The organism is Pseudomonas amygdali (genome assembly GCF_002699855.1).
Lineage (GTDB): Bacteria > Pseudomonadota > Gammaproteobacteria > Pseudomonadales > Pseudomonadaceae > Aquipseudomonas > Aquipseudomonas amygdali.
On the sequence record NZ_LKBW01000308.1, the window covers coordinates 1 to 25,093 of the forward strand.

The window sequence follows — 25,093 nt, forward strand, 5'->3', positions numbered from 1 at the left end:
CCCAGGCGCAATACCCCCAATTCTCGTTACCACGCTCCGCGTGGTAATGCCGTTCTGGACGCTCTGCGTCCTCTTCGGGCTACGCCTTCTGAGGTAAGGCTGGGGTCTGGGTAGCGGGGTTGCTGTGTGAACGCACCCAGGCGCAATACCCCAACTCTCGTTACCACGCTCCGCGTGGTAATGCCGTTCCGGACGCTCTGCGTCCTCTTCGGGCTACGCCTTCTGAGGTCAGGCTGAGGCCCGGACAGTGGGGTTGTAGTGTGAACGCACCCAGGCGCAATCCCCCCAATTCTCGTTACCACGCTCCGCGTGGTAATGCCGTTCTGGACGCTCTGCGTCCTCTGCGCATGCTTAGCGACTGAACCGCTCGGCCAGGCTGTGCAGGTACTGCGCCATTTCTTCCAGTTCGCCGCTGATCTGCGAGCCTTGCTGCGCCTGGCTGGCACTCTCGTCGCAGAGTTGCGCGATACGGGTAATCTGCTGGCTGATGTTTTCCGCAACGTGGCTCTGTTCTTCGGATGCCGAGGCCATTTGCTGGCTCATCCCGGTGATGCGGGTCACCGACTGGCTGATGCCGTCCAGGGCCTTCTGCACGGCTTCGACGCTGGCGACGCTTTCCTGGGAGATCTGCTCGCCTTTGTTGGCGGTCTGCACCGCACGGTCAGCACCATCACGCAGCGAGGTGATGATTTGCTGAATCTGCTCGGTCGAGGACTGCGTACGGGAAGCCAGCGAGCGAACCTCATCGGCCACCACCGCAAAGCCACGCCCCTGCTCACCGGCACGGGCCGCTTCGATGGCCGCATTGAGCGCCAGCAGGTTGGTTTGTTGAGCGATGGAGGTGATCACGTCAACCACGCTGCCGATTGACTGCGTCGCGCTGGCCAGTTCACCCACTGCGTTGCCGATGTCGGTGACCGAGTTGGCCATGTGCCGAATCGCCAGCAGGCTTTCATCGGCCAGACCACGCCCCTGCTGCGCCAGTTTGTCGGCTTCTTCGGCGGCGTGGGCAGTGTTTTGTACGTTGTGGGTCACTTCCTGAATGGTCGCCGCCATCTGATTGATGGCCGTAGCCGATTGATCCGCCTCACTGCGCTGCTGGTCCAGCGACTCGGCCTGACGCAACGACAGTTGCGCAGAACGCCCGGCATGCTGGCGTACGCTCTCGCCGGTATCGGCCAGGCGCGTCAGGGCAGTTTGCAGGCGGGCTTCTTCGCTGAGCATGGCCAGATCGAGTTGCGCCTGCGGGCCACGGTTGTCGCTGTAGGTCAGCGCAACCAAAGAACTGGTGAACGCTTTGGGATGTTCTTCAAGGGTGTTGCGAATGCTGCGGCGCTGACGCATTTCCAGAAAACCGCCCAGCACCACCATTACAATCGGAATCATGATGATCGAAGGCAGATCGTCGAGCAGGTAGACGCCGACAGCGAGTGCCAGGGCGCAGAGGATCATCGGTAGCTGACGAACCAAGTGATAGGCCGCCGAGCTGGTTGCCGACACCGCCGATTTGCCAGCACGCAGCCGTGCATACAATGCTTCCGCCCGACGAACCTGATCGCGGGTAGGCAACGAGCGTACGGATTCATAGCCGACGATTCGACCGTTTTCATACACCGCCGTCACGTAGGCGCTGACCCAGTAATAGTCACCCTGTTTGGAGCGATTCTTGACCACGCCCATCCACGGCTTGCCCTGCTTGATGGTTTCCCACATATGGGCGAACACCAAAGCCGGCATATCCGGGTGGCGCACAAGGTTATGCGGCTGGCCGACCAGTTCTTCGCGGGTAAAACCGCTCAACGCGACGAAGGCATCGTTGCAGTAGGTAATGTGGCTATTGAGGTCGGTGGTGGAGATGAGGCGTTCAGATGCCGGAAAAGTCCGTTCAGTCTGCGTGATAGGCATGTTGACGCGCATTAATAATTCACTCCGTGATAATGCTTGATATGCCGGGCGTGTGCTGAAGGTGTAGCACAACCCTTCAGGGTGGCAACCGGCAGTCCTCGTGCACTGTTATCGCCCACAAAACGCAGGGCTTTAGCGACAGGCGGCAATTAGGTGGGGCGGGGAACAGCAGACGGGCATGATCGCCACGTAGGAGTTTGCGTCCTGACGAGGATGCCTGCACCATGCCGCCCCTGGACGCGACGCGACTCAAGGCACCTTTATGGCACGCAACACGACATCTGCTCTGGCGGCATTGATCCGCACGTTTCGCAGGCTACTGAGCAGGGTTGCCGGTCAGACAGCGGATCAGCAACAACATGTGCAGCCCACCAAACCCGCAGCACACTCACCGCAACCGCAAAAGCCTGTCAAAACCAGCCGCGCCAAGCGCCCGGAAAAGCGTCGTGAACCGGCCACACCAAAGCTGCCGGCAAAGCCCGCAGCGCCAGCGTGTCCGCACTGTAAAAAAACCATGGTGATCAAGGTGGCCCGGACCGGCAAGAATGCCGGTGAGTTCTGGGGCTGCGTGGCGTATCCGAAATGCCGGGGCATTCGGCCGATCTTTCGTTAAACGCCAGACCGGCCACGCCTGCTCAAGGAAACAACGGGTTCAGCTGATGCCCGCCAACAGTTCCCGCGCCATGCGCCGATGCTCCTCGTCGGACTCGGCAATGACCTGTTGCAGAATTTCACGAGCCGACTCGAGATCGCCCTCCTCGATCAGCACCTGCGCCTGATTGATCTGGCTGAGCGGTGGCTCTTCAAGGTCCAGCAGGTCGAACTCTGCGTCGTCGCTCATGAAACTGTCGAGAAAGTCATCGCTCAGGTCGTCAGCGGCGGCAGGTGCCACCACTTCGATGGGCTCGATGACATCGGGCTCGGAGAAATCACTGAGGAACTGCTCATCCGAGAGCTCAAAGACTTCCGGCAGTTGAGTCAGGTCCGAAGAAAAACCAGGGTCGACGTCAGCGGGCGCTGGCGCAGCAGTCGCCGCTGCTGGCATGATGCGCGGCGGCGGGCTGTCGAATGGATCGACCAGATCCCAGTCGGCATCCATCGACAGGTCATCGAGGTTCAACTGAAACTCGTCCTTCGGATTCAGCGCCGCTGCGGCGGTTTCGTCCAGCTGCGCCGCGGGTTCAGGCTCCAGATCGGGCTGCAAGTAGGCGGCAGACTCTGGCTCGGGCTCGGACTTTTCGAAAGACAGCGTGGTAGCCGCGACCGCAGCGGCAGGGACGACCGCCGCCACAGGCGCAACTTCGGCGGCCTTGATTTGTGGAAAGCGGTCGCGGATGTCTTGAATGGTCTGCGGATCAACACCGTGCTCCAGCGCTGATTGCTCTTCCCGAACAAAACCGCTGCCGTCGCCCTGCTCCGCCAGCAATTCCAGCAAGCGGATGCGAATGTCATCACGCTCCGGCTGCTTTTCCAGGGCGCTGCGCAGAATGCCCATCGCCTCGGTAAAGCGCCCGTAGGCGATGTAAATGCTGACGCCGTCCAGCGCATCCGGCGTAGAGCCAGCCGAACGTTGCGCTGCCGGTGGTTTGGTCGCTGCCGGGGTCGGTGGTGGCTGCACCACGGGCTGTGGCGCAACGGCGGGCACTTCGAACACCGGAAGCATGGTCGCCTGAGCAGGTTTGATCAGTTGCTCATCCGGCGCAACAGCAGGTGCTGCGGACTGTTTGCGCTGCTGGCGTCGTCTCGAATAAGCAAACGCTACAAGCAGAAGCACAATCAACACGGCAGCAAGCAGTATCGGCAGGCTCAGGAATGAATCGGTGCCTGGCGTCGGGTCAGCGGCCGGTTGAGCAGGAGTAGCCGGAGTTATTGCAGGTGCGGCAGGCGTGGCAGGTCGGGCAGCGGATTGCGCAACGGCAAGATCACTGCGCAGCGCGGTGATTTGCTTGTCCTTGCCACTCATCTGCTCTTGCAATTCTTGAGTCTGGGCTTTGAGCGCCTCCAGCGATTGAGCCAGTTGCTGGTTTTCAATGGCGGCCGCCGACAGTTGCTCGGCGGTGCGCTGCAACTCGGCAGGCTTGGGTGACGACGCCTCCGGGCTGGCGGCAGGCGCAGCGGCACTTTGCAATACAGCGGAATCGGGCAGCAACAAATCCTGGCCAACTTTAAGGGCGGAACCGGCGCCCGCCGCGAATGCCTGCGGGTTGAGCAAACGAATGCCGTCTGCCAGCTGGCTTGCCGAAACCTTGTTACCCGGCCCTTGCAAACGGCTGGCAATGCCATTCAGGGTATCGCCATTGACAACCGTGTAATGCTTGCCCTGCACGGCGGCCGGTGGCGCGACCGGCATGCGGCTTTCCTGCGCCGAGGCCGTCGAACGTTGCGTGTTGCGGCTGCGCGTGGCGGCCAGACCTTGCGGTGAGGTGGCAGGATCAAGCAACACCGTATATTCGTGCAGCAAATCGCCATTCGGCCGCGCCAACTGGACGAGAAAACTCAGGTAGGGTTCGGTGACCGGTTTAGTGGATACCACCCGGATCACGCCGCGATCGCCGCGCAGCACAGGGGTGAAGCGCAGGTCGTTGAGAAAGAACACCCGCTCTATGCCCGCCTTGGCAAAAGCCTCGGGCGACGCAAGCCTGGCAACAACGTCTTCGTTGCTCAGACCGCCGGTCTCCAATAACTGGATCTCGGCATTCAGCGGCTGGTTGAGCGCCGAGTGCAGGGTGATTTCACCCAGCCCCAACGCAGACGCCAGCGTAGAGCAGGCCAGCAATGACGCCGCTATGACGCTCTTGCAAAACACCCCGCGCGCCCTGCGACCTGCACCTTCGACAGCAGCCAGTGAACTCTTCAGCATGCGAACCCTTATAGAAACCACAGCAGGCTTCTCACGTAATCAGTTGGACTTCAGTATCCGTTGCAAGATTATGGTTGAGAACGCCCGGCTTCGTCTTAGGATCTTTCCAGATTGGCCAGAATCTGCGAGTGCACCCGCATGCTGACGCGCAAATCTTCCTCGCTCACGCCCTCGAACAGCTCGATACGCAGCACATTGGCGATGGTTTCAATCTTTTCAATCAGTGGCAAGGCAGTATCACTGAGCAGGATCTTTTTCGCGCGTCGATCCTCGACCACTGCCTGGCGCTGAACCAGGCCCTGCTTTTCAAGACTGTCGAGCAAACGCGCCAGGGTCGGCCCTTCGACGCCCACGCTTTGCGCAAGCTCGCGCTGGGTGGGCGGCTCGGTGAACCGGGCGAGGTGCAGCAGGACCAGCCAACGCGCCTGAGACAGGCCAAGATCGGCAAGCCGACGATCCAGTTCGGCGCGCCAGCCCCGGGTGAGATGTCCGAGTTGCATCCCGAAACGGTGTTCATCAGTCAATGGCATAAGGAAACTCATGATTCAAACTAATTATTAGCGAGCTAAGCATGGTCCTTATGTTCAGGCAAGCGCGGGACGGTGACGTTTCGTCGCACGCTGTTATACCTCAAATTCCGATTGCAACGCCGCTCGCACGCAATACAAAACACCCTCCGGCACCCGCCCGGCAAATTGCTCGGCAATCGCCGACACCGGTGGTAGTTCTCCTTCGCCATCGAGAAAGGCATCCTGAACCTCGCCCAACAGGTCTTCCGGTAAGTCCAGTGCCTGCTCGATGGACAGCTGCTGCTTGCCGATGGCCTCGGCCAACAGGGTGTAGACATTCTTTTCCGAGCACTGCAACTGGCCCGCGATCTGCGTGGGGGTCATGCCGGCACGCGCCAGGCTGATCAGCTCGTGGCGTACATCGGCCACCACCCGTGGTGCCTCGGCCTTGCCACTGAGCACTTCAAGAAAGGCCTCGCCGTAACGCTCCAGCTTGCGCGCGCCCACGCCGCCCACTCGGGCCATCTCGGCCATTGATCCGGGTTTGCTGCGCAGCATTTCCAGCAGGGTCGAGTCCGGGAAAATGACGTAAGGCGGCACGGCATGTTCCTCGGCCAGTTTGCGCCGCAAGGCACGCAAGGCCTCCCACTGCTCGCGCTCTTCGCCGCGCACCAGTTGGCTCGCCGGGCTGCCGGAACTGCTCTTTGAAGTGGTTTGTGGCTTGAGGTCGCGGCGCAGTTCCAGAGTAACTTCGCCACGCAGCAAAGGCCGGCACGTGTCGCTCAAGCGCAGGCCACCATAGCCTTCAAGGTCGATGTCTGCCAGCCCGCGCGCCACCAGTTGGCGGAACAGCGAGCGCCACTCGGCCTCGGTGCGTGCCTTGCCGACCCCGAACACCGACAGATGCTGATGGCCGAAGCTTTCTACCTTGTCGTTGGATTTGCCCAGCAGCACATCGACCAGATGACCGACGCCATAACGCTGGCCGGTACGGTAGATGGCCGACAGCGCCTGACGCGCAGGCTCGGTGGCATCCCAGGTCTGCACGCCATCGACGCAGTTGTCGCAATGCCCGCATGGCTTGGGCATGTCTTCGTCGAAATAGGCCAGCAGGGTCTGTCGGCGGCAACGGGTTTCTTCGCACAGGGCGAGCATGGCGTCGAGCTTGTGCTGCTCCAGACGCTTATGGCGCTCGTCACCTTCGGAGTTCTGCAACATCTGCTTGAGCATCAGCACGTCTTGCAGACCGTAAGCCATCCAGGCATCGGCAGGCAGGCCATCACGCCCGGCCCGGCCGGTTTCCTGATAGTAGGCCTCAAGCGATTTGGGCAGGTCCATGTGCGCAACAAAACGCACGTTGGGTTTGTCGATACCCATGCCGAACGCGATGGTCGCCACCATGATCAGCCCTTCCTCATTAAGGAAGCGTTTCTGGTTGGCAGCACGTGTTTCCGAGGGCAGCCCGGCGTGATACGGCAGCGCGGGATAGCCGTTTTCGCTCAGAAAAACGGCCACTTCATCGACTTTCTTGCGCGACAGGCAGTAGACAATGCCAGCATCGCTGCGCCGTTCGGAGAGGAACGCCAGCAGCTGTTTGCGCGGCTGTTCCTTGGGCACGATGCGATAGAAGATGTTTGGCCGGTCGAAGCTGGACAGAAAGCGCTCGGCGCTCTGCAGGTGCAGGCGCGTGACGATTTCTTCACGGGTACGCTTGTCGGCGGTGGCAGTCAGCGCAATGCGCGGCACATCCGGAAACAGCTCGGCCAGTTGCCCCAGTTGCAGGTACTCAGGGCGGAAATCATGACCCCATTGCGATACGCAGTGCGCTTCATCAATGGCAAACAGGGCAATTTGAAGGTTTTGCAGGAACGACAGCATGCGCGGCTGCACCAGGCGCTCCGGGGCGAGGTAGAGCATTTTCACTTCGCCCAGGCGAATGCGGTTAGCCAGTTCGCGCTGTTGCTCGGCACTGAGGGTGGAGTTGAGCGCAGCAGCGGACACACCGAGTTCATCCAGCGTGGCGACCTGATCGTCCATCAGCGCAATGAGCGGCGAGACGACCACACAGAGCCCCTCACGCAACAGCCCCGGCACCTGAAAACACAGGGACTTGCCACCACCGGTCGGCATCAGCACCAGTGCATCGCCACCGTTGGCTACACGCTCGATAATGGCACCCTGGCGACCACGAAAGCTGTCGTAACCGAAGATGTCTTTAAGTACGCGTTGTGCCTGCTCAAGCATAAAAACCCCGGAATATCCTGCTGCACTGCAAAACGGGGGAGTATACCCGAGCGCTCGGGAGCAATGGATGGCTCGGACATGAGCGGTCGAAATTAACCGCAATTGGCCTGCGCGCTGGCGCCAAGGACGCTCAGGGCCTAGAATCCAGCATCGTTTATTTTCAAGGTAGCGCTTCCATGTCCTTCGCTGAGCAATTAACCCGCCTGCAAGTCTTCCTCGATGCAGATGAACTGCACGAAGAAGCACTGGACTACGTGGCCGCTCATGGCTACCTGACCGCCCTGTCTATCTGTGCCGAAGACGTGCCGGAGCGCGAGTGGATCGACGCGCTGTTCTCCGAGCCGCCGCAGTACAGCAGCGAGGCGCAACAGACAGAAGTCGAAGCCACGCTGATCGCACTCAAGGCACACATTGCCCGCCAGCTGGCGTCGGACGAAGAGTTCGAACTGCCATGTGATCTCGACCTGGGCGACGATCCGGATGATTCGGACCTGCGTGGCTGGTGCATCGGCTTCATGGAAGGCGTGTTCCTGCGTGAAAACGCCTGGTTCGAAAGTGCCGAGGAAGAAGTCAGCGAAATGCTCCTGCCGATCATGGTCGGTTCGGGCCTGTTCGATGAGCAGCCGGAGTTCGCCGACATCGCTCAGGACGCCAACCTGATGGACGACATGATCGTGCAAATCCCCGAAGCACTGACCGCCCTGTACCTGCTCTGCCAGGCTCCGGACGAAAAGCCGGCGATCCTCAAGCCCCGCCACCACTGAGTCTGCGCCTATGGCGCAAGACTCACCGCGCACCAGCCGTCACCGCTCGGTGCGCTATCTGCTGATAGCGGTTGGCTGGTTGAGCGTGGTATCGGGCGTCATCGGGATATTCCTGCCGGTGCTCTGCTGCTGGCAGCTGCATGCTTCGCGCGCAGCTCTCCACGTTTCTACCACTGGCTGGTCGACCACCCGCGGCTTGGCCCATGGATTCGAGACTACTTTGAAGGCAACGGCATCCCGCTCAAGGGCAAGGTGTACGCAATCGGCCTGATGTGGCTGAGCATCAGCCTGTCGTGCTACCTGATCGCACAGCCTTGGGCACGAGCCTTCATGCTGACCAGCGCGGTGCTGGTGACCATTTACATCATCAGGCAGAAAACGCGCCCGCCTCGCAAATGATGCCCCGCTGCGCCCGCCAGTGCCGATGCCGATGCCGATGCAGACAGGCACGCGGTTCAGACGATCACTTCTTCTTGTCTTTGCCAAACGCCTTTTCCAGCGCCTCGTTGATCGTGCGTAACACCTTGACCCTCGCCCAGCGCTTGTCGTTGGCCTCGATCAGTGTCCACGGCGCAATTTCGGTGCTGGTGCGATCCACCATGTCGCCCACTGCCTGGCGGTAATCCGGCCATTTCTTGCGGTTGCGCCAGTCGTCTTCGGTGATCTTGTAACGCTTGAACGGGATCTTTTCGCGCTCTTGAAAACGTTCCAGCTGGGTCTGCTGATCGATGGCCAGCCAGAATTTGACCACCACAATGCCTGCGTCCGTGAGCTGCTCTTCGAAGTCATTGATTTCGGCGTAAGCGCGCTTCCAGTCGGACTCGCTGCAAAAGCCCTCGACCCGCTCGACCAACACCCGGCCGTACCACGAACGGTCAAAAATAGTGAATTTGCCGCGCGCCGGTACCTGCCGCCAGAAACGCCACAAATACGGCTGAGCGCGTTCATCCTGAGTCGGTGCAGCAATCGGTACGATAGCGTACTGACGCGGGTCGAGCGCCGCTGCAACACGACGTATCGCGCCGCCCTTGCCTGCCGCGTCGTTGCCTTCGAACACAGCCACCAGTGCATGGCTTTTCATGCGTTTGTCGCGCATGTTGCCGGACAGACGCGCCTGCTCGGTGATGAGCTGCTGTTGGTAGTCGTCCTTGCTCAGGTGCAGGCTCAGGTCGAGGCTGTCCAGCAGAGTCAACTCATTGTCATGGATCGCCAACGGGCCAACGGTGAGCGCAGCGGGCTCGGGCTCGACCTTGTTCAGCGCGGCCTGCATGCCTTCCAGCAGCAGACGGCCGACCGTCAGGCTGCGGTAGTTGGCGTCCACGCCTTCGATCACATGCCAGGGCGCATATTCGCGGCTGGTGCGACGCAGCACCCGCTCACCGAAGCGCACGAACTTGTCGTAAGTCTTGGACTGCTGCCAGTCCAGCGGGCTGATGCGCCAGCTGTGCAGCGGATCATCCTTGAGGGTTTTGAGGCGCAGCTTCATCTGCTTCTTGGACAGGTGGAACCAGAATTTGAAGATCAGCGCGCCTTCGTCACAGAGCATCTTTTCCAGGCGCTCGGCACCGCTGATGGCCTGATCGAGCACCGCGTCCTTGAAACGCCCATGGACCCTGCCCTGCAACATCTGGCTATACCAGTTACCAAAGAAGATTCCCATGCGCCCCTTGGCAGGCAGTTGTCGCCAGTAGCGCCAGGCGGGTGGATGGGCCAGCTCTTCGTCGGTCTGCTGATCGAAGGTGCGTACCTCGATCAGGCGCGGGTCCATCCATTCGCTGAGCAGTTTGACGGTCTCGCCCTTGCCTGCGCCCTCTATGCCGTTGATCAATAAGATGATCTGCCGACCGGCCTGCTCGTGCAGGTCTATCTGCGCCTCCAGCAAGGCTTCGCGCAACTCGGGCAAAGCAGCTTCGTAGGTCTCGTCGTCAATGGCATGACCGATTTCAGCGGATTCAAACATGCACAACTCCTGATTGCGGATGGCTCAGAGAACGCCCGGTGGACAACCCTCAGTGAGCATTCTGACCACCGATTGCGGGCATCGGTCAATCGGCGCAGCAGTGATCGCACTTTTATCCTCGCACACGGCTAAAATGCGCCCACTGCCACCGCTGAGCCTGACATGACCATTACCCGCCACGCCCGGATAGACTGGGACGAACAAGGCAACCCGCGTTCCCGCGATTTCTCCGATGTCTACTTTTCCACCGAGTCCGGTCTGGACGAAACGCGCCATGTGTTTCTGGTCCAGAACGACCTGCGTCGGCGTTTCAGCGAGCTGCCGGAGGACGGCAGGCTGATCATTGGTGAAACCGGATTCGGCACCGGGCTGAATTTCCTCTGTGCCTGGCAGTTGTTCGACGAGTGCGCGCCCGCCAATGCGCGCCTGCAGTTCGTCAGCGTCGAGAAATACCCGCTGAGCCGCGCCGACCTGCAGCGTGCCCTGGCGTTGTGGCCAGAGCTGTCGCCGTTCGCGGGTCAATTGCTCGATCAATATGTGGCTGTGCATGAAGGTTTTCAGCGTCTGGCATTCGATGACGGCCGCGTGACCCTGACCCTGCTGATTGGTGACGCGCTGCAGATGCTGCCGCAGCTGGACGGACAGGTTGATGCGTGGTTTCTCGACGGGTTTGCGCCAGCGAAAAACCCGGAAATGTGGACACCCGAACTGTTTGCCGAACTGGCGCGCCTGTCTGCACCGAGCGCCACGATAGGCACGTTTACCAGCACCGGCTGGGTGCGGCGCTCGCTGAACGCAGCAGGCTTCAAAATGAAGCGGGTGCCGGGCATCGGTCATAAATGGGAAGTGCTGCGCGGCGCGTTTATCGCCTGGCCTGAAGATGCTGCACCCTCTCCTGCCGCCAAACCCTGGTTCGCCCGCCCCGCTCCGATTAGCGGCGAGCGCAAGGCGCTGGTGATCGGCGCAGGGCTGGCAGGCTGCGCCACCGCACAGAGCCTGGCGCAGCGGGGTTGGCAGGTCACCCTGCTGGAGCGCCACGCCGCACCCGCGCAGGAAGCCTCCGGCAACCCGCAGGGCGTGCTGTACCTGAAGTTATCGGCGCATGGCACAGCGCTTTCACAGTTGATCCTCAGTGGTTTTGGCCACACGCGAAGGCTGCTTGAACGCTTGCAGCGCGGTGTCGACTGGGACGCTTGCGGGGTGCTGCAACTGACCTTCGATGACAAGGAAGCGCTGCGTCAGAAACAGCTGGCCGATGCCTTCCCCGAATCACTCCTGCACCTGCTCGACCAACCGGCAGCCGAGGCGCAAAGCGGCGTTGCGCTGAACAGTGGCGGGCTGTTTTACCCCGAGGGCGGCTGGGTTCATCCGCCTGCGCTGTGTCACGCACAGGCCGCGCACGCCAATATCCGTCTGATCGCTCATCAGCAGGCATTGGAGCTGAGACGCGTCGATGATCAGTGGCAGGTCTGGAGTGACGAACAGTTGATCGACAGTGCTCCGGTCGTCGTGCTGGCCGGGGCGGCGGATATCAAGCAGTTTTCGCAGAGCGCCGATTTACCGCTCAAACGCATCCGCGGGCAGATCACCCGTTTGCCGCAGACTCAGGCCAGCGCGGCATTGCGCAGTGTGGTGTGCGCCGAAGGTTATGTCGCGCCCGCGCGTCTGGGCGAACATACACTGGGTGCCAGTTTCGATTTCAACAGTACTGATCTGACCCCCAACCTGGCCGATCATCTGGACAATCTGGGGCTGTTGCGGGAGATTTCAGAAGACCTCACTTCGCGCCTCGAGACCGCCGATTTGTCGCCCGAGCAGTTGCAGGGTCGCGCAGCCTTTCGCTGTACCAGCCCGGATTACCTGCCCATCGTCGGGCCGCTGGCCGATCGCGAAGCATTCCTTCAGGCCTATGCTGCCCTGGGCAAGGACGCGCGCCAGGTGCCCAACATCGCCTGCCCGTGGCTGGACGGCCTGTACGTCAACAGCGGCCACGGTTCGCGCGGGCTGATCACCGCGCCGCTGTGTGGCGAACTGATCGCCGCCTGGCTCGATAACGAACCTCTGCCCTTGCCGCGTAGCGTTGCCGAAGCCTGTCACCCTAACCGGTTTGCCCTGCGCGGGCTGATTCGCGGCGGCGGGAAGTAGCTTTATGATTGTCGTTCGGGAATGCAGGTCGCGACGCTCTGCGTAGCAAAGAGGACGCAGAGCGTCCTGAACGGCATGACGACGCGGAGCGTCGCACGATAGCTGATATCTGGTCGCGACGCGCTTGCGCTCAGGCGCTACTCTTTTAACTCAGTCAGAACCATTGAGCCGCTCATGCTGCAAGTGCGAAACGTATTCAAGCGCTACACCACGGCACAGGGGCCGCTGAATGTATTAAAGGGCGTGGACCTGCACCTGACACAGGGCGAAAGCCTGGCGTTGATGGGCGAATCCGGCAGTGGCAAAAGCACCTTGCTGCATCTGGTCGCGGGCCTTGATCAGGTCGATGACGGCAGCATCGAGGTTGCCGGCCAACGCCTGGACCTGATGAACGAAAGCCAGCTGGCGAACTGGCGGCGGACTGAAATCGGTCTGGTGTTTCAGCAGTTCAACCTGATCGGCAGCCTGAAAATCGCTGACAATCTGGCGTTCCAGGCACGACTGGCCGGGCGATTCGATGCGCTCTGGCAGGCGCGCCTGATCGAGCGTCTGGGTCTGGGCACGCTGCTGAATCGCTATCCCGAGCAACTGTCCGGCGGACAACAGCAGCGGGTAGCGATAGGTCGCGCCCTCGCTTCACGGCCCAGCCTGCTGCTGGCTGACGAGCCCACCGGCAATCTCGACGAGACCACCAGCGACGAAGTGCTGCAACTGCTGCTGGATGTGCTCGCCGACAGCCCCACTAGCCTGTTGATGGTCACCCACAGCCCGCGGGTCGCTGACCGACTGGCGCGCAAAGTGGTGCTGCATCTCGGTCGTCTGGCTGTCGAAGGCGAGCGCTGATGCGGGTTTTCTACTGGACGCTGCGCGCATTGCTGAGCCACTGGCGACGTCACCCCGTGCAGTTTTTCAGCGTGCTGACCGGCCTGTGGCTGGCCACCGCACTGCTGACCGGCGTGCAGGCGCTCAATAGTCAGGCACGGGAAAGCTACCAGCGCGCCAGCCAGCTGATTGGCGGCGAGCCGCAGACCCGTATCGCCGCCAGCAGCGGCGGGCTGTTCCCGCAGGCATTGTTTATCGAGTTGCGCCGCGAAGGCTGGCCCGTATCGCCCATGCTGCAAGGCCGTATCGTGCTTCAAGGGCGCGAAGACCGTCGCCTGCAACTGATGGGTATCGAGCCAGTGACCTTGCCGACCGGCTCGGCACTGGCCGGGCAGACGCTGAACGCCGAACAGGTCGTGGACTTCCTCACGCCGCCGGGCATGACATGGATTGCGCCGCAGACCCTGCAAGCGCTGGGGCTCGAAGAAGGCCAGCAACCGTTGACCGAAACCGGTGTTCCGCTGCCCCCCTTGCACGCTAAACCCGATATGGCGCCCGGCGTTTTGCTGACTGACATAGGCTTTGCGCAACCGTTATTGAGCCAGCCGGGGCAATTGTCCGGAATGCTGCTGGCCAAGGATTTTGCCAGGCAAAACCCTGCGCTACCGGCAGCCCTGAATGACCTGCTGGTGATCAAGAAAAGCGGCGAAGAAAACAATCTGGAGCGCCTCACCGAAAGCTTCCACCTGAATCTGAACGCACTTGGGGTGCTGTCCTTCATCGTCGGCCTGTTAATTGTCCACGCGGCCATTGGCCTGGCCCTTGAACAGCGCCGTGGGCTGTTGCGTAACTTGCGTGCCTGTGGCGTCAGCGCACGCCTGTTGATAGCTGCCCTGGGCGTAGAGTTGGGCGCACTGGCTCTGTTGGGCGGTATTTTCGGCGTGGTCAGCGGCTATACGCTGGCCAGCCTGTTATTGCCGGATGTCGCGGCCAGTCTGCGCGGCTTGTACGGCGCGGAGGTCGCCGGCCAGTTGAACCTCAGTCTGTGGTGGTGGCTGAGCGGTATCGGCCTGAGTCTGCTTGGCGCGTTGCTGGCCGGTGCCAATAGCCTGTTGCGGGCTGCGCGCCTGCCGTTGCTGGCACTGGCCGATGCCCAGGCATGGCAGCAAGCGCATGCGCGATGGTTGCAGCGCCAGGCGTGGGTGGCGCTGCTGGGCGCGTTGGTGGGGGTGAGCGCGCTGTTATTCGGCACCAGTCTGATGCTGGGGTTTGTGATGATGTCCGCCCTGCTGCTCAGTGCCGCGCTAGCCCTGCCGGTTTTGCTGGACACCATGCTTGGCGGTCTGTTGACGCGCAGCCGCTCGGTGCTCGGGCAGTGGTTTCTGGCGGATTGCCGTCAACAGTTGCCCGCCCTGAGTCTGGCGCTGATGGCCCTGCTGCTGGCGATGGCCGCGAACATCGGCGCAGGCAGCATGACGTCGGGTTTTCGTCAGACGTTCAACAGTTGGCTGGAGCAACGCCTGACCGCCGAACTGTATGTCAGCCCGCAGAATCCGGAGCAGGCCGGGCCGCTGAACACCTGGCTGAGCCAGCAACAGGCTATCCGCGCCGTGCTGCCCAACTGGCAAGTGCCGGTGCAAGTCCAGGGCTGGCCTGCGGACCTGTTTGGCGTGATCGATCACGACACCTATCGCCAGCACTGGGCGTTGCTGGAATCCGTCGCCGGTGATCCGTGGAATCTGTTGCGCGATGAAGACACAGTCATGCTCAGCGAACAATTGGCCCGCCGCCTTCAACTGGAGTTGGAAGATACGCTGAACATCCCGGTGCCCACTGGCAAGTGGACCCCGCGCATCGTCGGGATCTATGCCGACTATGGCAACCCCAAGGGCCATCTGCTGGTCAATGCCCGGCACCTGCTCGCCCACTGGCCGCAATCGATGCCGGTGCGTTTCAACCTGAGAGTCGATCAGGCAGCAATCCCGTCGCTGGTCACCCGGCTGCAAGCGCGTTTCAAGCTGGACGACAATCACATCATCGATCAAAGCCAGCTCAAGGGCTGGTCGAGCCAGGTCTTTGAACGTACGTTTGCCGCCACTGCCGCACTCAACAGCCTGACACTGGGCGTGGCTGGCGTGGCGCTGTTCATCAGCCTGCTGACCCAGAGCCAGAGCCGCCTCGGGCAGCTCGCCCCATTGTGGGCGCTGGGTGTCACGCGACGGCAACTGATGCTGCTCAACCTGGGACAGACCTGGCTGCTAGCGGTCCTGACACTGGTGCTCGCGCTACCACTGGGGCTGTTACTGGCCTGGTGCCTGGATGCGGTGATCAACGTTCGCGCCTTTGGCTGGCGCCTGCCGCTTCAGGTGTTCCCGCTGCAACTTATGCACTTGATGGCACTGGCGATGCTGGCGACTTTGCTGGCCTCGGCCTGGCCGCTGCTGAAGTTGTATCGCAGCCGTCCAGCGGATCTAATCAGGACATTCGCCAATGAACAGTAAATGGCTGATGCCGCTGGTCGTCGCAGCGCTGCTCACCGCCTGCGACGACAAACCGCAGCCTGAAAGCGGTTTCGCCGGTCTGGGCAATACGGCCGACAGCTATGCGCAGGTGACACCCGGCAAGGTCTTTTCATTCCCGCAGGACCACGGCCAGCACCCCGGCTTTCGTATCGAGTGGTGGTACATCACCGCAACCCTCAAGGACGACGCGGGCCAGCAGTTCGGCGTGCAGTGGACGTTGTTTCGCAATGCCCTGCGACCCGGCCAACAGACCGGCAGCGGGTGGAATGACGGCACGATCTGGCTGGGCCATGCAGCGGCGACTTCAAGCAGCGGCCATTACGTGGCAGAGCGTTACGCACGGGGTGGAGTCGGCCAGGCAAACGTGACGTCGGTGCCCTTCTCGGCGTGGATCGACGATTGGGCATTCACCAGCACTGCTCAAACCGGAGACCCGCTCGCATCGATGCAACTCAAGGCCAGCGGCAAGGACTTCCGCTACAACCTGCACCTGACCTCCAGTAAGCCGCTGGTGTTGCAGGGCGAACAAGGCTACAGCCAGAAATCGGAAGCGGGCCAGGCGTCGTACTACTACAGCCAGCCTTTCTTCGACGCCGAAGGCAGTGTGCTAATTGAAGGAAAAACCTATCAGGTCACCGGTAACGCCTGGCTGGACCGGGAGTGGAGCAGCCAGCCACTGACCGCCAATCAGAGCGGCTGGGACTGGTTCTCGCTGCAACTGGCAGGCGGCGACCGCTTGATGCTTTACCGCATCCGCCACAAGGACGGCACACCCTACCTGACCGGCAACTGGATCAGCGCCGATGGCACGACAAGTTTGCTGCACGCCAATGAAATCGGCCTTGAACCACTCACGGAGACCTCAATAGGCGAGCATCAGGTACCGACCCGTTGGGCAATCAAAATTCCCGGCAGGAACCTGAACATCACCACCGAAGCGCTGAATTCCAAGGCCTGGATGGGCACCAGTATTCCCTACTGGGAAGGCCCGGTGAGGTTCAGCGGTAGCCAGGAGGGAGTCGGGTATCTGGAGATGACGGGCTATTGATACCCGTCTCTTCTCCTTGCGGACATCAACTAATCAATCAAGAAGTTGACGGTTACAGAGCGCCCTCGTTCATCACCCTGCGGCAGGCGTACTACCAGCCTGACCAGTGGCGTGCCCCGCTCATCTGCCTTGATGACAAATGCCAAGTTTTCCAGGGTCTGCGTGGGGTCGGCGCAGGTCAATTTAACCTGCGCGTCCTGCTGTTCTGCAATATAAACGCACGGTTGTTCCGGATAGAAGCCATGGCCGGCTTCCTGCGCCCATCTGCGCGTTAACTCCGCATCGAAACAACTCACCATTACGGCCTCGCCATCGTACACGATGTGTTCATTAGCCATGCCGGCTTCGAATACGGTAGCTGTTGGCAGGAGCGCCCCGTCCAAGAGATCTTCTGAAGGACTGACGCTATAGCAGTAAGAGCCGTTCTCACCTTTTTGATGATGGATACAAAGCGAAAAAACAGGCAGTGTCACCGTATAGGGGGAGCCGTTGATATTGATGTCAGACCAGGCACCGCTGCGGCTTTTCACCTCGATAGTCACGGTAGGGCGAGAGCGGAAATATGCCAGCGTATAGACGAAGCCATCATGGTAAACGGCCTGAATATTATCAGCCGTCAGCGAACCCTGCTCAAGTGTATGCTCTTGATTGTCGATCGTCAGGTACCTCACCGGACCACGTGCAATGCACTGATTGACACAGGTAACCACCGGAAACATGACAGAGCGAGTATCAATTCCGGTCCCCATGCAAGTCACACGATCATCGGTCGCCATGACCGTCTTATAGGCATGAGTCACGTTTTTTCTGGACAACTCCATGGACAGAAGGGTTCTCTTTCCATCACTCACGCCTCCTGCAAAGTCGTGAGATCCCCACATGTTTACCCCCCAGGCAGTATTGGGCCATTTGAAATTCGGAACTTGTTCGACGGTCGTACCCGGTAGACGTTGCCAGTCCCAGACCGGCTGGATGCCCTCATACTCTTTGCCATGATGAGTCAGAAAGCAGGTGCCCGCGCCCATGCAATAACCTTTCGGGTTCTCGCCGTTGCCACTTTCTCCACCCACTGTACGAGTGGAAATCGCCTTGGCCCACACACAGTAGTGAGAGCCGATATGGGCCAGATAGTCATTGACCCAAAAAAGACGTCCACCGCTGTAGTATTGGTTGTTTGATTCATCGCCACTTGTGCGTCGAATCAATTCATTGAGTGCTTCTTTGTTGGCAGTATCTGCAAAGGGCAACAGTACTTCAGCCCATTTCGCAATGTGAGCATTGGAAGGAACACCGCGACTGATCGCCCTTCCATTGACGTGGAAATCCATACGGCTGGCGTAGCCCATCCATCCCATACCCTCCACCACAACATTGACCAGTTCAGACAGTGCAGTCGCTGTGAGTGAAAACTCGCTGACCAGCACCACTGCACCTTCAACAATTCTGTTCAACAACTCAGCGCCATAGGATCCTGAGTAAAGCTGCATGCAGTACTGACTACCGTTGAGGGCATTGTGTTGATTGATAGCGTAATCCACGCTTACCCCTTCTCCATGCTCCTTGCCCTCGCGTTCGACTGGCTGGCACAGCCCGGACAGCACATCTGCCGCAGCGCGCAGATACAGTAAACAGCTGCCCTGCCCAGAGTTCTTCCATGCGCTGACACTCCACAGAATCTGAACGGACGCAAAGTCAGCCAGATTGGCGCCAGTCTGGGTGTAGGCATAGGTGTTTGTGGTCTTCATGGCGTAGGGAATGAACTGCTTGATCAGCTCTGAGCCGGTCAAATGTTTGGCGAGCAGCACAGCCGTGCGGCCAGCCTTTTTGGCAAGGCCAATCTGTCGATTCCACCAGCTGATTTTGTAGTCCTGTCTGGCGTAAAAGTTCAGTGCTTCCAGCGCATGAGACAGATAATGCGCAGGCGATGCAGTTGCCTGACTGAAGAGATAGCAGGCGATTCTGAAGGCCCTGTCCAGATGCAGATTGAGCCCACTGATATCCTCGACTGTCGAACCTTGCGCGGGGTAGGTGATGTCTCGAAACTTACCGTCAGAAAAACCGCTCAACCAGGCGTCTATATCCTGCGCAGACGGAATAGACTTGGGTATCTGATCACAAAGACGCGTAAACACCTGCGCGGCACTTGCCAATGCGGCTGGCGAAAAGCCGACATCGAATTCGAGCGTCAGCGGTAATCCGGCCGGAGCCCAAACGTGGTTACGAAAACTGCTGCCAATAGGAACGAACTTTTTCTGGGCGTCATCCTTTTCTCCAGCGCGTAGCAGCTCTCCTCTGTTGTTAATCATCTCGCTCAAATAGGCAGGCCACCAATATCTGCCCAAACGCTCAGTCGGGACATGACATTGAACGGTCTGGTAGAGGTCGCCTGTCGACTTGTTGAGAAGATTACACGTGATAGTCGTACCTTCAGGCAACGCGCCTACCGCGTTGACTGTATATAGATCCGACCACTGATTGAAACGGCATGCGGTGGTGAGCGCAACACGATCAGGCGCTGAATCTGTCCATATTTTATTCAAGTAACTGCTGTGCTCGGTCTTGAATGTCCCATCGGTCTGCCGGACGCCTGCACGTAGGTGCACGGCCGTAGCGTTGATGTAATCTGCGAAAGCTTTCGTCCACTCGTACTGCCCCACTGCAGGCGTCGGAGAGAACCGAACGGTTTCTACCGGTTCTCCCCTTGCGGTATTGATAAGAGTGATCTGTAGATTCTCCCCCGCGATCAGATCCCGCTCAGAGTTTATTTCCCTCATCGAAACCCAAGTGTTTGCGTCCATTGCACTATCCCGTCCTGGTAGCAGCAGGTGCTATTTGGCTGAATCATGCGCTGCCTGGGCATTGAACCATCACTAGCAATCTTGATAGGTCCAGTCGCACCCGCCGGGCTGCAGCAAGGGATATATCTCAAACGCTTATAACTTTTTGATCTAAAACTACCATGCCCGCACTGGGTCAGTTTCTGGGTGACTGCACTTTCTCAGTCACCTCCCCAACGGAAACCCGGTAAGTACTTATGTGCGGATTAGCAGGTGAATTACGTTTCGACCATCAACCAGCGGACCTGGCCGCTGTTGAGCGCATTACCCATGAGCTGGCGCCTCGCGGCCCGGATGCGTGGGGGTTTCACAGCCAGGGGCCGGTTGCCCTTGGTCATCGCCGTCTGAAAATCATGGACCTGTCGGATGGCTCGGCGCAGCCGATGATCGACAGTCACCTGGGCCTGTCCATGGCCTTCAACGGTGCGATTTATAACTTCCCGGAATTGCGTGCCGAGTTGGAAAGCCTTGGCTATCAGTTCCATTCCGGTGGCGACACCGAGGTGTTGCTCAAGGGCTATCACGCCTGGGGCGCAGACATGCTGCCCAAGCTCAATGGCATGTTCGCCTTCGCCATCTGGGAGCGTGACAGCAAGCAGCTGTTCATCGCCCGTGACCGCCTCGGCGTAAAGCCGTTGTACCTGTCGAAAACCGACAAGCGCCTGCGCTTCGCGTCTTCGCTGCCTGCCCTGCTCAAGGGTGGTGATATCAGCGGAATGCTTGATCCGGTGGCGCTCAACCATTACCTCAACTTCCACGCCGTGGTGCCTGCCCCGCGCACGCTGCTGGCGGGCGTCGAGAAGTTGCCGCCAGCCAGCTGGATGCGCATCGACGCCAGCGGCAAGGTCGAGCAGAAAGTCTGGTGGACCCTGCCTTACGGTCCTCATGAAGACGAGAAAAACCTCACGCTCGAAGACTGGCGCGACCGCGTATTGGACAGCACCCGTGAAGCAGTGGCGATTCGTCAGCGTGCCGCGGTAGACGTCGGCGTGCTGCTTTCCGGCGGTGTCGACTCCAGCATGCTGGTCGGCCTGTTGCGTGAAGTGGGGGTAGAAGACCTGTCGACCTTCTCTATCGGCTTTCAGGATGCCGGTGGCGAGCGTGGCGACGAATTTCAGTATTCCGACTTGATCGCCAAGCATTACGGCACACGCCACCACCAGTTGCGTATTCAGGAAAGCGAGATCATCGAACAGCTGCCTGCGGCGTTCCGCGCCATGAGCGAGCCGATGGTCAGCCACGATTGCATCGCCTTCTACCTGCTGTCGCGTGAAGTGTCCAAGCATTGCAAGGTGGTACAGAGCGGCCAGGGCGCTGACGAACTGTTTGCCGGTTACCACTGGTACCCACAAGTAGACGGCGCGAGCGACCCGGTTGCGGCCTACCGCGATGCGTTTGTCGACCGCAGCTATGCGGAATATGCCGAGACGGTGCAGCCGAAGTGGCGCACAGCCAACGACGCAGCCGGTGATTTCGTTCGCGATCATTTCGCCCAGCACGGCGCCAGCGCCGCGGTCGACAAGGCGTTGCGCCTGGACAGTACGGTGATGCTGGTCGATGACCCGGTCAAGCGTGTCGACAACATGACCATGGCCTGGGGACTGGAAGCGCGTACGCCGTTCCTTGACTACCGTCTGGTCGAACTGTCGGCTCGCATCCCAGGTAAATTCAAGCTGCCCGACGGTGGCAAACAGGTGCTGAAAGAAGCCGCGCGTATGGTCATTCCTTCGGAAGTGATCGACCGCAAGAAGGGCTACTTCCCGGTTCCCGGCCTCAAGCACTTGCAGGGCGACACCCTCAACTGGGTGCGTGAACTGTTGACCGACTCCAGTCAGGACCGCGGCCTGTTCAATCCGGCCATGGTCGATAAGTTGCTGACCAACCCAGAGGGCCAGCTCACGCCATTGCGCGGCTCCAAGCTGTGGCAACTGGCAGCGCTGAACCTGTGGCTCAGCGAACAAGGACTGTGATTGATGAAACAGAACGCGACGACTTATAGCCAGCGCTTGTTGCGTGGCCAGTCGCCCTCGTACGAACGTCTGCAAGCGCGTCTTGCCGAAGATGGCAGCCAGATAGACGCAGAGCCTTTGGCGCTGCATTGTGGCTGGGGTCGCTTGCTGATCGGTCACACTTACCCTGATCCGGCAGCACTGGCCCAGGACCTGCTCAACGAAAAGCCCGGCGAGCGTGACATTGCCTTGTATGTGGCGGCGCCGCAGCAGGTATTGGCGCAATCGCCGCAGCAGTTGTTTCTCGACCCGTCGGACACGCTTCGTCTGTGGTTCAGCGACTACCGACCGGCGCACCGGGTGTTTCGCGGGTATCGCATCCGCCGGGCGCATAACGAAGCGGACTGGCAAGCCATCAATAACCTGTATCTGGCACGCGGCATGTTGCCCATCGACCCGGCCCTGCTCACGCCGCGTCATGAAGGTGGCCCGGTATATTGGGTGGCCGAAGATGAGGGCAGCAACACGATCATCGGCAGCGTCATGGGCCTTGATCATCAGAAAGCCTTCAATGATCCGGAAAAAGGCAGCAGCCTCTGGTGCCTGGCGGTTGACCCGCAATGCACACGTCCCGGCGTGGGTGAAGTGCTGGTGCGGCATTTGATCGAGCACTTCATGAGCCGCGGTCTGAGCTACCTTGATCTGTCGGTGTTGCATGACAACGATCAGGCCAAGGCGCTGTACGCCAAGCTGAATTTCCGTAACCTGCCGACCTTCGCCATCAAGCGCAAGAACGGCATCAACGAGTCGTTGTTCCTCGGCCCCGGTCCGCAGGCGGATTTCAATCCATATGCGCGAATCATCGTTGAGGAAGCCCATCGTCGTGGCATTGACGTACAGGTGGATGACGCGGATGCCGGCCTGTTTACCCTTAGCTATGGTGGTCGGCGGATCCGCTGCCGCGAGTCGTTGAGCGATCTGACCAGCGCGGTGAGCATGACCCTGTGTCAGGACAAAAGCCTGACCCATCGAGCGTTGAAGGCTGCAGGCCTGCGCTTGCCCGCACAGCAGCGGGCAGGCAGTGCAGACGACAACCTTGCGTTTCTTGAAGAGCACGGGCAAATCGTGGTCAAGCCGCTGGATGGCGAGCAAGGCCAGGGTGTCGCCGTCGATCTGCGGACCATCGAAGACGTTCAGAGCGCTATCGAACAGGCCCGTCAGTTCGACACGCGCGTCATTCTGGAAAGCTTTCATGAAGGCCTCGACCTGCGCATCGTGGTGATCGGCTTTCAGGTGGTGGCTGCAGCGATCCGTCGTCCGGCTGAGGTCATTGGTGATGGACGCCATACCATCAAACAGTTGATCGAGGCCCAGAGCCGTCGCCGTGCCGCCGCGACTGATGGCGAAAGCCGTATTCCGATGGACCAGGAGACCGAGCGCACAGTGCGCGAGGCCGGTTTTGAGTATGCCGATATCCTGCCGATGGATCAGCGTCTGGCCGTGCGCCGCGCTGCAAACTTGCACACCGGTGGCTGCCTTGAAGATGTCACGGCCATTCTGCACCCGGTGCTCAGCGATGCAGCAGTACGTGCAGCCCGGGCTCTGGACATCCCGGTCGTCGGCCTGGACCTGATGGTGCCGGCCGCCGATCAGCCCGAGTACGTGTTCATCGAAGCCAATGAACGCGTGGGCCTTGCCAACCATGAACCACAACCCACCGCCGAACGTTTCGTCGATCTGTTGTTTCCGCACAGCCTGCCTGTGCATATCTGATCGCAGTTGCGGACACAGGCTGCAAAAGGGCTATCAGCCCTTGCGGCCTTGTGGCTTGCAACTGTTCCATAAGGAGCATCCATGACCCCTGCAAATATCCCCGATCCGGATCTGAAATACCTGCAGAAAGTTTTGTTGGAAATGCTCGCGATTCCAAGCCCGACCGGTTTTACCGACACTATCGTGCGTTACGTGGCCGAGCGTCTTGAAGAACTGGGCATCCCATTCGAACTGACCCGCCGCGGCACGATCCGCGCCACCCTCAAGGGCAAGCAGAATAGCCCTGACCGTGCGGTATCGGCGCACCTGGACACCATCGGTGCCAGCGTTCGGGAAGTCAAAGACAACGGCCGCCTGGCACTGGCGGCAGTCGGTTGCTGGTCAAGCCGGTTTGCAGAGGGCAGCCGTGTCAGTGTATTCACCGACACGGGCGTGATTCGTGGCAGCGTTCTGCCGTTGATGGCGTCCGGTCATGCGTTCAATACCGCCGTCGACGAGATGCCGATCAGTTGGGACCACGTCGAGCTGCGTCTGGATGCCTATTGCACCACACGTGCCGACTGCGAATCGCTGGGCATCGGTATCGGCGACTTTGTGGCTTTCGACCCGCTGCCGGAGTTCACCGAGAGCGGTCACATCAGTGCACGCCATCTGGATGACAAGGCCGGTGTCGCGGCGCTGCTTGCGGCTCTGAAATCCATTGTCGACAGCGGTGCAGAGCCGTTGATCGATTGCCACCCGCTGTTCACCATCACCGAAGAAACCGGTACGGGCGCAGCGGGCGTACTGCCTTGGGACGTGAGCGAGTTCGTCGGTATCGACATCGCGCCGGTTGCACCGGGCCAGCACTCCAGCGAGCACGCGGTGAGCGTGGCGATGCAGGACTCGGGCGGTCCGTACGACTACCATCTGTCCCGCCACTTGCTGCGTCTGGGCGTAGAGAACGAACTGCCGGTACGCCGTGACCTGTTTCGCTATTACTACAGCGATGCGCATTCGGCAGTGACGTCAGGGCACGACATACGCACGGCCCTGCTGGCCTTCGGCTGCGACGCGACTCACGGTTATGAGCGCACGCACATCGATAGCCTGGCAGCGCTGAGCAAACTGCTGGGTGCTTACATATTGAGCCCACCTGTGTTCGCCAGCGATGCCAAACCGGCCCAGAGTTCACTGGAGCGGTTCAGCCATCAGATCGAACATGATGCGCAGATGGAATCCGACACCCGTGTGCCACCGGTCGACAGCCTGATCGGGCAGAATCGCGAGGAAAGTTGAGGGCCTGTGAATTGCGGTGCCTGGCACCGCAGTTCTATCATCGCTGCTCATCGACACGAGAACCGTCATGCTGATCCCCTACGACCAACTGGAACCCGACACCCTCACCCGCCTGATCGAGGATTTCGTCACCCGTGAGGGCACCGATAACGGCGACGAAACACCGCTGCAAACCCGCGTGTTGCGTGTGCGACATGCGCTGACCAAAGGCCAGGCGGTAATCTTTTTCGATCTTGAGAGTCAGCAATGTCAGTTGATGCTCAAGCACGATGTGCCCAAGGAGTTTTTTGAATAACCTTGGGCGGGCCTGAATCGGGTTTTCAATGAGGCGAACAACGTCGCCTATTGAAGCGGCGTTGTCGCTTGTTGCGAAAGTTTGTAGACCTCGGCTCGGTGAACCTTGAGGGAGTATCAGTTTTTTTGTGTTCGGGCTGGTTAGGGCCTGCCGTCAGGCAGGCCCTTGTTTTACCAGCTCGG

General features: G+C 60.2%; 16 protein-coding genes and 2 pseudogenes. 11 read left to right on the top strand and 7 right to left on the bottom strand.

What is annotated here, in order from left to right; translation table 11 throughout:
- Positions 1 to 351 precede the first annotated feature (351 nt).
- Both AO277_RS24600 and AO277_RS29930 read right to left on the bottom strand, forming a co-directional pair.
- The gene (locus AO277_RS24600; protein ID WP_407719288.1) at positions 352 to 1,386 is read right to left on the bottom strand and encodes a methyl-accepting chemotaxis protein; all 1,035 of its coding nucleotides are present in this window, start codon (positions 1,384 to 1,386) and stop codon (positions 352 to 354) included.
- 249 nt (positions 1,387 to 1,635) lie between these two features.
- Positions 1,636 to 1,917: pseudogene (locus AO277_RS29930) on the bottom strand (PAS domain-containing protein); the annotation flags it as partial.
- Between the two features lie 250 nt (positions 1,918 to 2,167).
- Here AO277_RS29930 and AO277_RS24605 point away from each other — a divergent pair.
- Complete coding sequence (locus AO277_RS24605) at positions 2,168 to 2,518, top strand: topoisomerase DNA-binding C4 zinc finger domain-containing protein (RefSeq protein WP_005758680.1); 351 nt, start codon at positions 2,168 to 2,170, stop codon at positions 2,516 to 2,518.
- Positions 2,519 to 2,557: 39 nt separating this feature from the next.
- Here the strand turns inward: AO277_RS24605 and AO277_RS24610 are convergent, their stop codons facing one another.
- From AO277_RS24610 to recQ, 3 genes are all read right to left on the bottom strand, one after another.
- On the bottom strand, positions 2,558 to 4,765 hold the full coding sequence (locus AO277_RS24610; RefSeq protein ID WP_044318875.1) for a motility hub landmark protein FimV: 2,208 nt from the start codon (positions 4,763 to 4,765) through the stop codon (positions 2,558 to 2,560).
- A gap of 95 nt (positions 4,766 to 4,860) precedes the next feature.
- The gene (locus AO277_RS24615; protein ID WP_002552570.1) at positions 4,861 to 5,295 is read right to left on the bottom strand and encodes a MarR family transcriptional regulator; all 435 of its coding nucleotides are present in this window, start codon (positions 5,293 to 5,295) and stop codon (positions 4,861 to 4,863) included.
- A 93-nt stretch (positions 5,296 to 5,388) separates the two neighbouring features.
- Positions 5,389 to 7,518 carry a DNA helicase RecQ gene (gene recQ, locus AO277_RS24620; RefSeq protein ID WP_044318874.1) on the bottom strand — a complete coding sequence of 710 codons (2,130 nt, stop codon included), beginning with the start codon at positions 7,516 to 7,518 and terminating at the stop codon, positions 5,389 to 5,391.
- 176 nt (positions 7,519 to 7,694) lie between these two features.
- Here recQ and AO277_RS24625 point away from each other — a divergent pair, with 176 nt between their 5' ends.
- Both AO277_RS24625 and AO277_RS24630 read left to right on the top strand, forming a co-directional pair.
- Positions 7,695 to 8,282 (top strand): UPF0149 family protein, encoded by a 588-nt coding sequence (locus tag AO277_RS24625; RefSeq protein ID WP_002552569.1) that lies wholly within the window; start codon positions 7,695 to 7,697, stop codon positions 8,280 to 8,282.
- Between the two features lie 10 nt (positions 8,283 to 8,292).
- A pseudogene (locus tag AO277_RS24630) lies at positions 8,293 to 8,681 on the top strand (YbaN family protein).
- Positions 8,682 to 8,745: 64 nt separating this feature from the next.
- On the opposite strand, the gene pap reads toward AO277_RS24630, so the two are convergent.
- A complete protein-coding gene (pap, locus tag AO277_RS24635; protein ID WP_044318873.1) occupies positions 8,746 to 10,242 on the bottom strand; it encodes a polyphosphate:AMP phosphotransferase in 1,497 nt (498 codons plus the stop codon).
- Between the two features lie 162 nt (positions 10,243 to 10,404).
- Here pap and mnmC point away from each other — a divergent pair, with 162 nt between their 5' ends.
- The 4 genes from mnmC (at position 10,405) to AO277_RS24655 (ending at position 16,779) form a co-directional block, all read left to right on the top strand.
- Positions 10,405 to 12,387, top strand: a complete 1,983-nt coding sequence (gene mnmC, locus AO277_RS24640) for a bifunctional tRNA (5-methylaminomethyl-2-thiouridine)(34)-methyltransferase MnmC2/FAD-dependent 5-carboxymethylaminomethyl-2-thiouridine(34) oxidoreductase MnmC1 (RefSeq protein ID WP_044318872.1) — start codon at positions 10,405 to 10,407, stop codon at positions 12,385 to 12,387.
- Between the two features lie 174 nt (positions 12,388 to 12,561).
- Positions 12,562 to 13,230, top strand: a complete 669-nt coding sequence (locus tag AO277_RS24645; RefSeq protein ID WP_002552565.1) for an ABC transporter ATP-binding protein — start codon at positions 12,562 to 12,564, stop codon at positions 13,228 to 13,230.
- Positions 13,230 to 15,710, top strand: coding sequence for an ABC transporter permease (locus tag AO277_RS24650; RefSeq protein WP_044318871.1), 2,481 nt, complete (start codon positions 13,230 to 13,232; stop codon positions 15,708 to 15,710). The genes AO277_RS24645 and AO277_RS24650 overlap by 1 nt, the downstream gene beginning before the upstream one ends.
- Positions 15,700 to 16,779 (top strand): lipocalin-like domain-containing protein, encoded by a 1,080-nt coding sequence (locus AO277_RS24655; RefSeq protein ID WP_044318870.1) that lies wholly within the window; start codon positions 15,700 to 15,702, stop codon positions 16,777 to 16,779. The genes AO277_RS24650 and AO277_RS24655 overlap by 11 nt, the downstream gene beginning before the upstream one ends.
- Positions 16,780 to 16,808: 29 nt before the next feature.
- On the opposite strand, the gene AO277_RS24660 is transcribed toward AO277_RS24655, so the two are convergent.
- Complete coding sequence (locus AO277_RS24660; RefSeq protein WP_161795793.1) at positions 16,809 to 19,577, bottom strand: polysaccharide lyase family 8 super-sandwich domain-containing protein; 2,769 nt, start codon at positions 19,575 to 19,577, stop codon at positions 16,809 to 16,811.
- Between the two features lie 236 nt (positions 19,578 to 19,813).
- Here AO277_RS24660 and AO277_RS24665 point away from each other — a divergent pair, with 236 nt between their 5' ends.
- The 4 genes from AO277_RS24665 (at position 19,814) to AO277_RS24680 (ending at position 24,911) form a co-directional block, all read left to right on the top strand.
- Positions 19,814 to 21,586: an N-acetylglutaminylglutamine amidotransferase gene (locus tag AO277_RS24665; protein WP_044318869.1), complete on the top strand. Its 1,773-nt coding sequence runs from the start codon at positions 19,814 to 19,816 to the stop codon at positions 21,584 to 21,586.
- Between the two features lie 3 nt (positions 21,587 to 21,589).
- Positions 21,590 to 23,338 (top strand): N-acetylglutaminylglutamine synthetase, encoded by a 1,749-nt coding sequence (gene ngg, locus AO277_RS24670; protein WP_044318868.1) that lies wholly within the window; start codon positions 21,590 to 21,592, stop codon positions 23,336 to 23,338.
- An 81-nt stretch (positions 23,339 to 23,419) separates the two neighbouring features.
- Positions 23,420 to 24,616 carry an osmoprotectant NAGGN system M42 family peptidase gene (locus AO277_RS24675; protein WP_002552559.1) on the top strand — a complete coding sequence of 399 codons (1,197 nt, stop codon included), beginning with the start codon at positions 23,420 to 23,422 and terminating at the stop codon, positions 24,614 to 24,616.
- A gap of 67 nt (positions 24,617 to 24,683) precedes the next feature.
- Positions 24,684 to 24,911 carry a YheU family protein gene (locus tag AO277_RS24680; protein WP_003314533.1) on the top strand — a complete coding sequence of 76 codons (228 nt, stop codon included), beginning with the start codon at positions 24,684 to 24,686 and terminating at the stop codon, positions 24,909 to 24,911.
- Positions 24,912 to 25,093 lie beyond the last annotated feature (182 nt).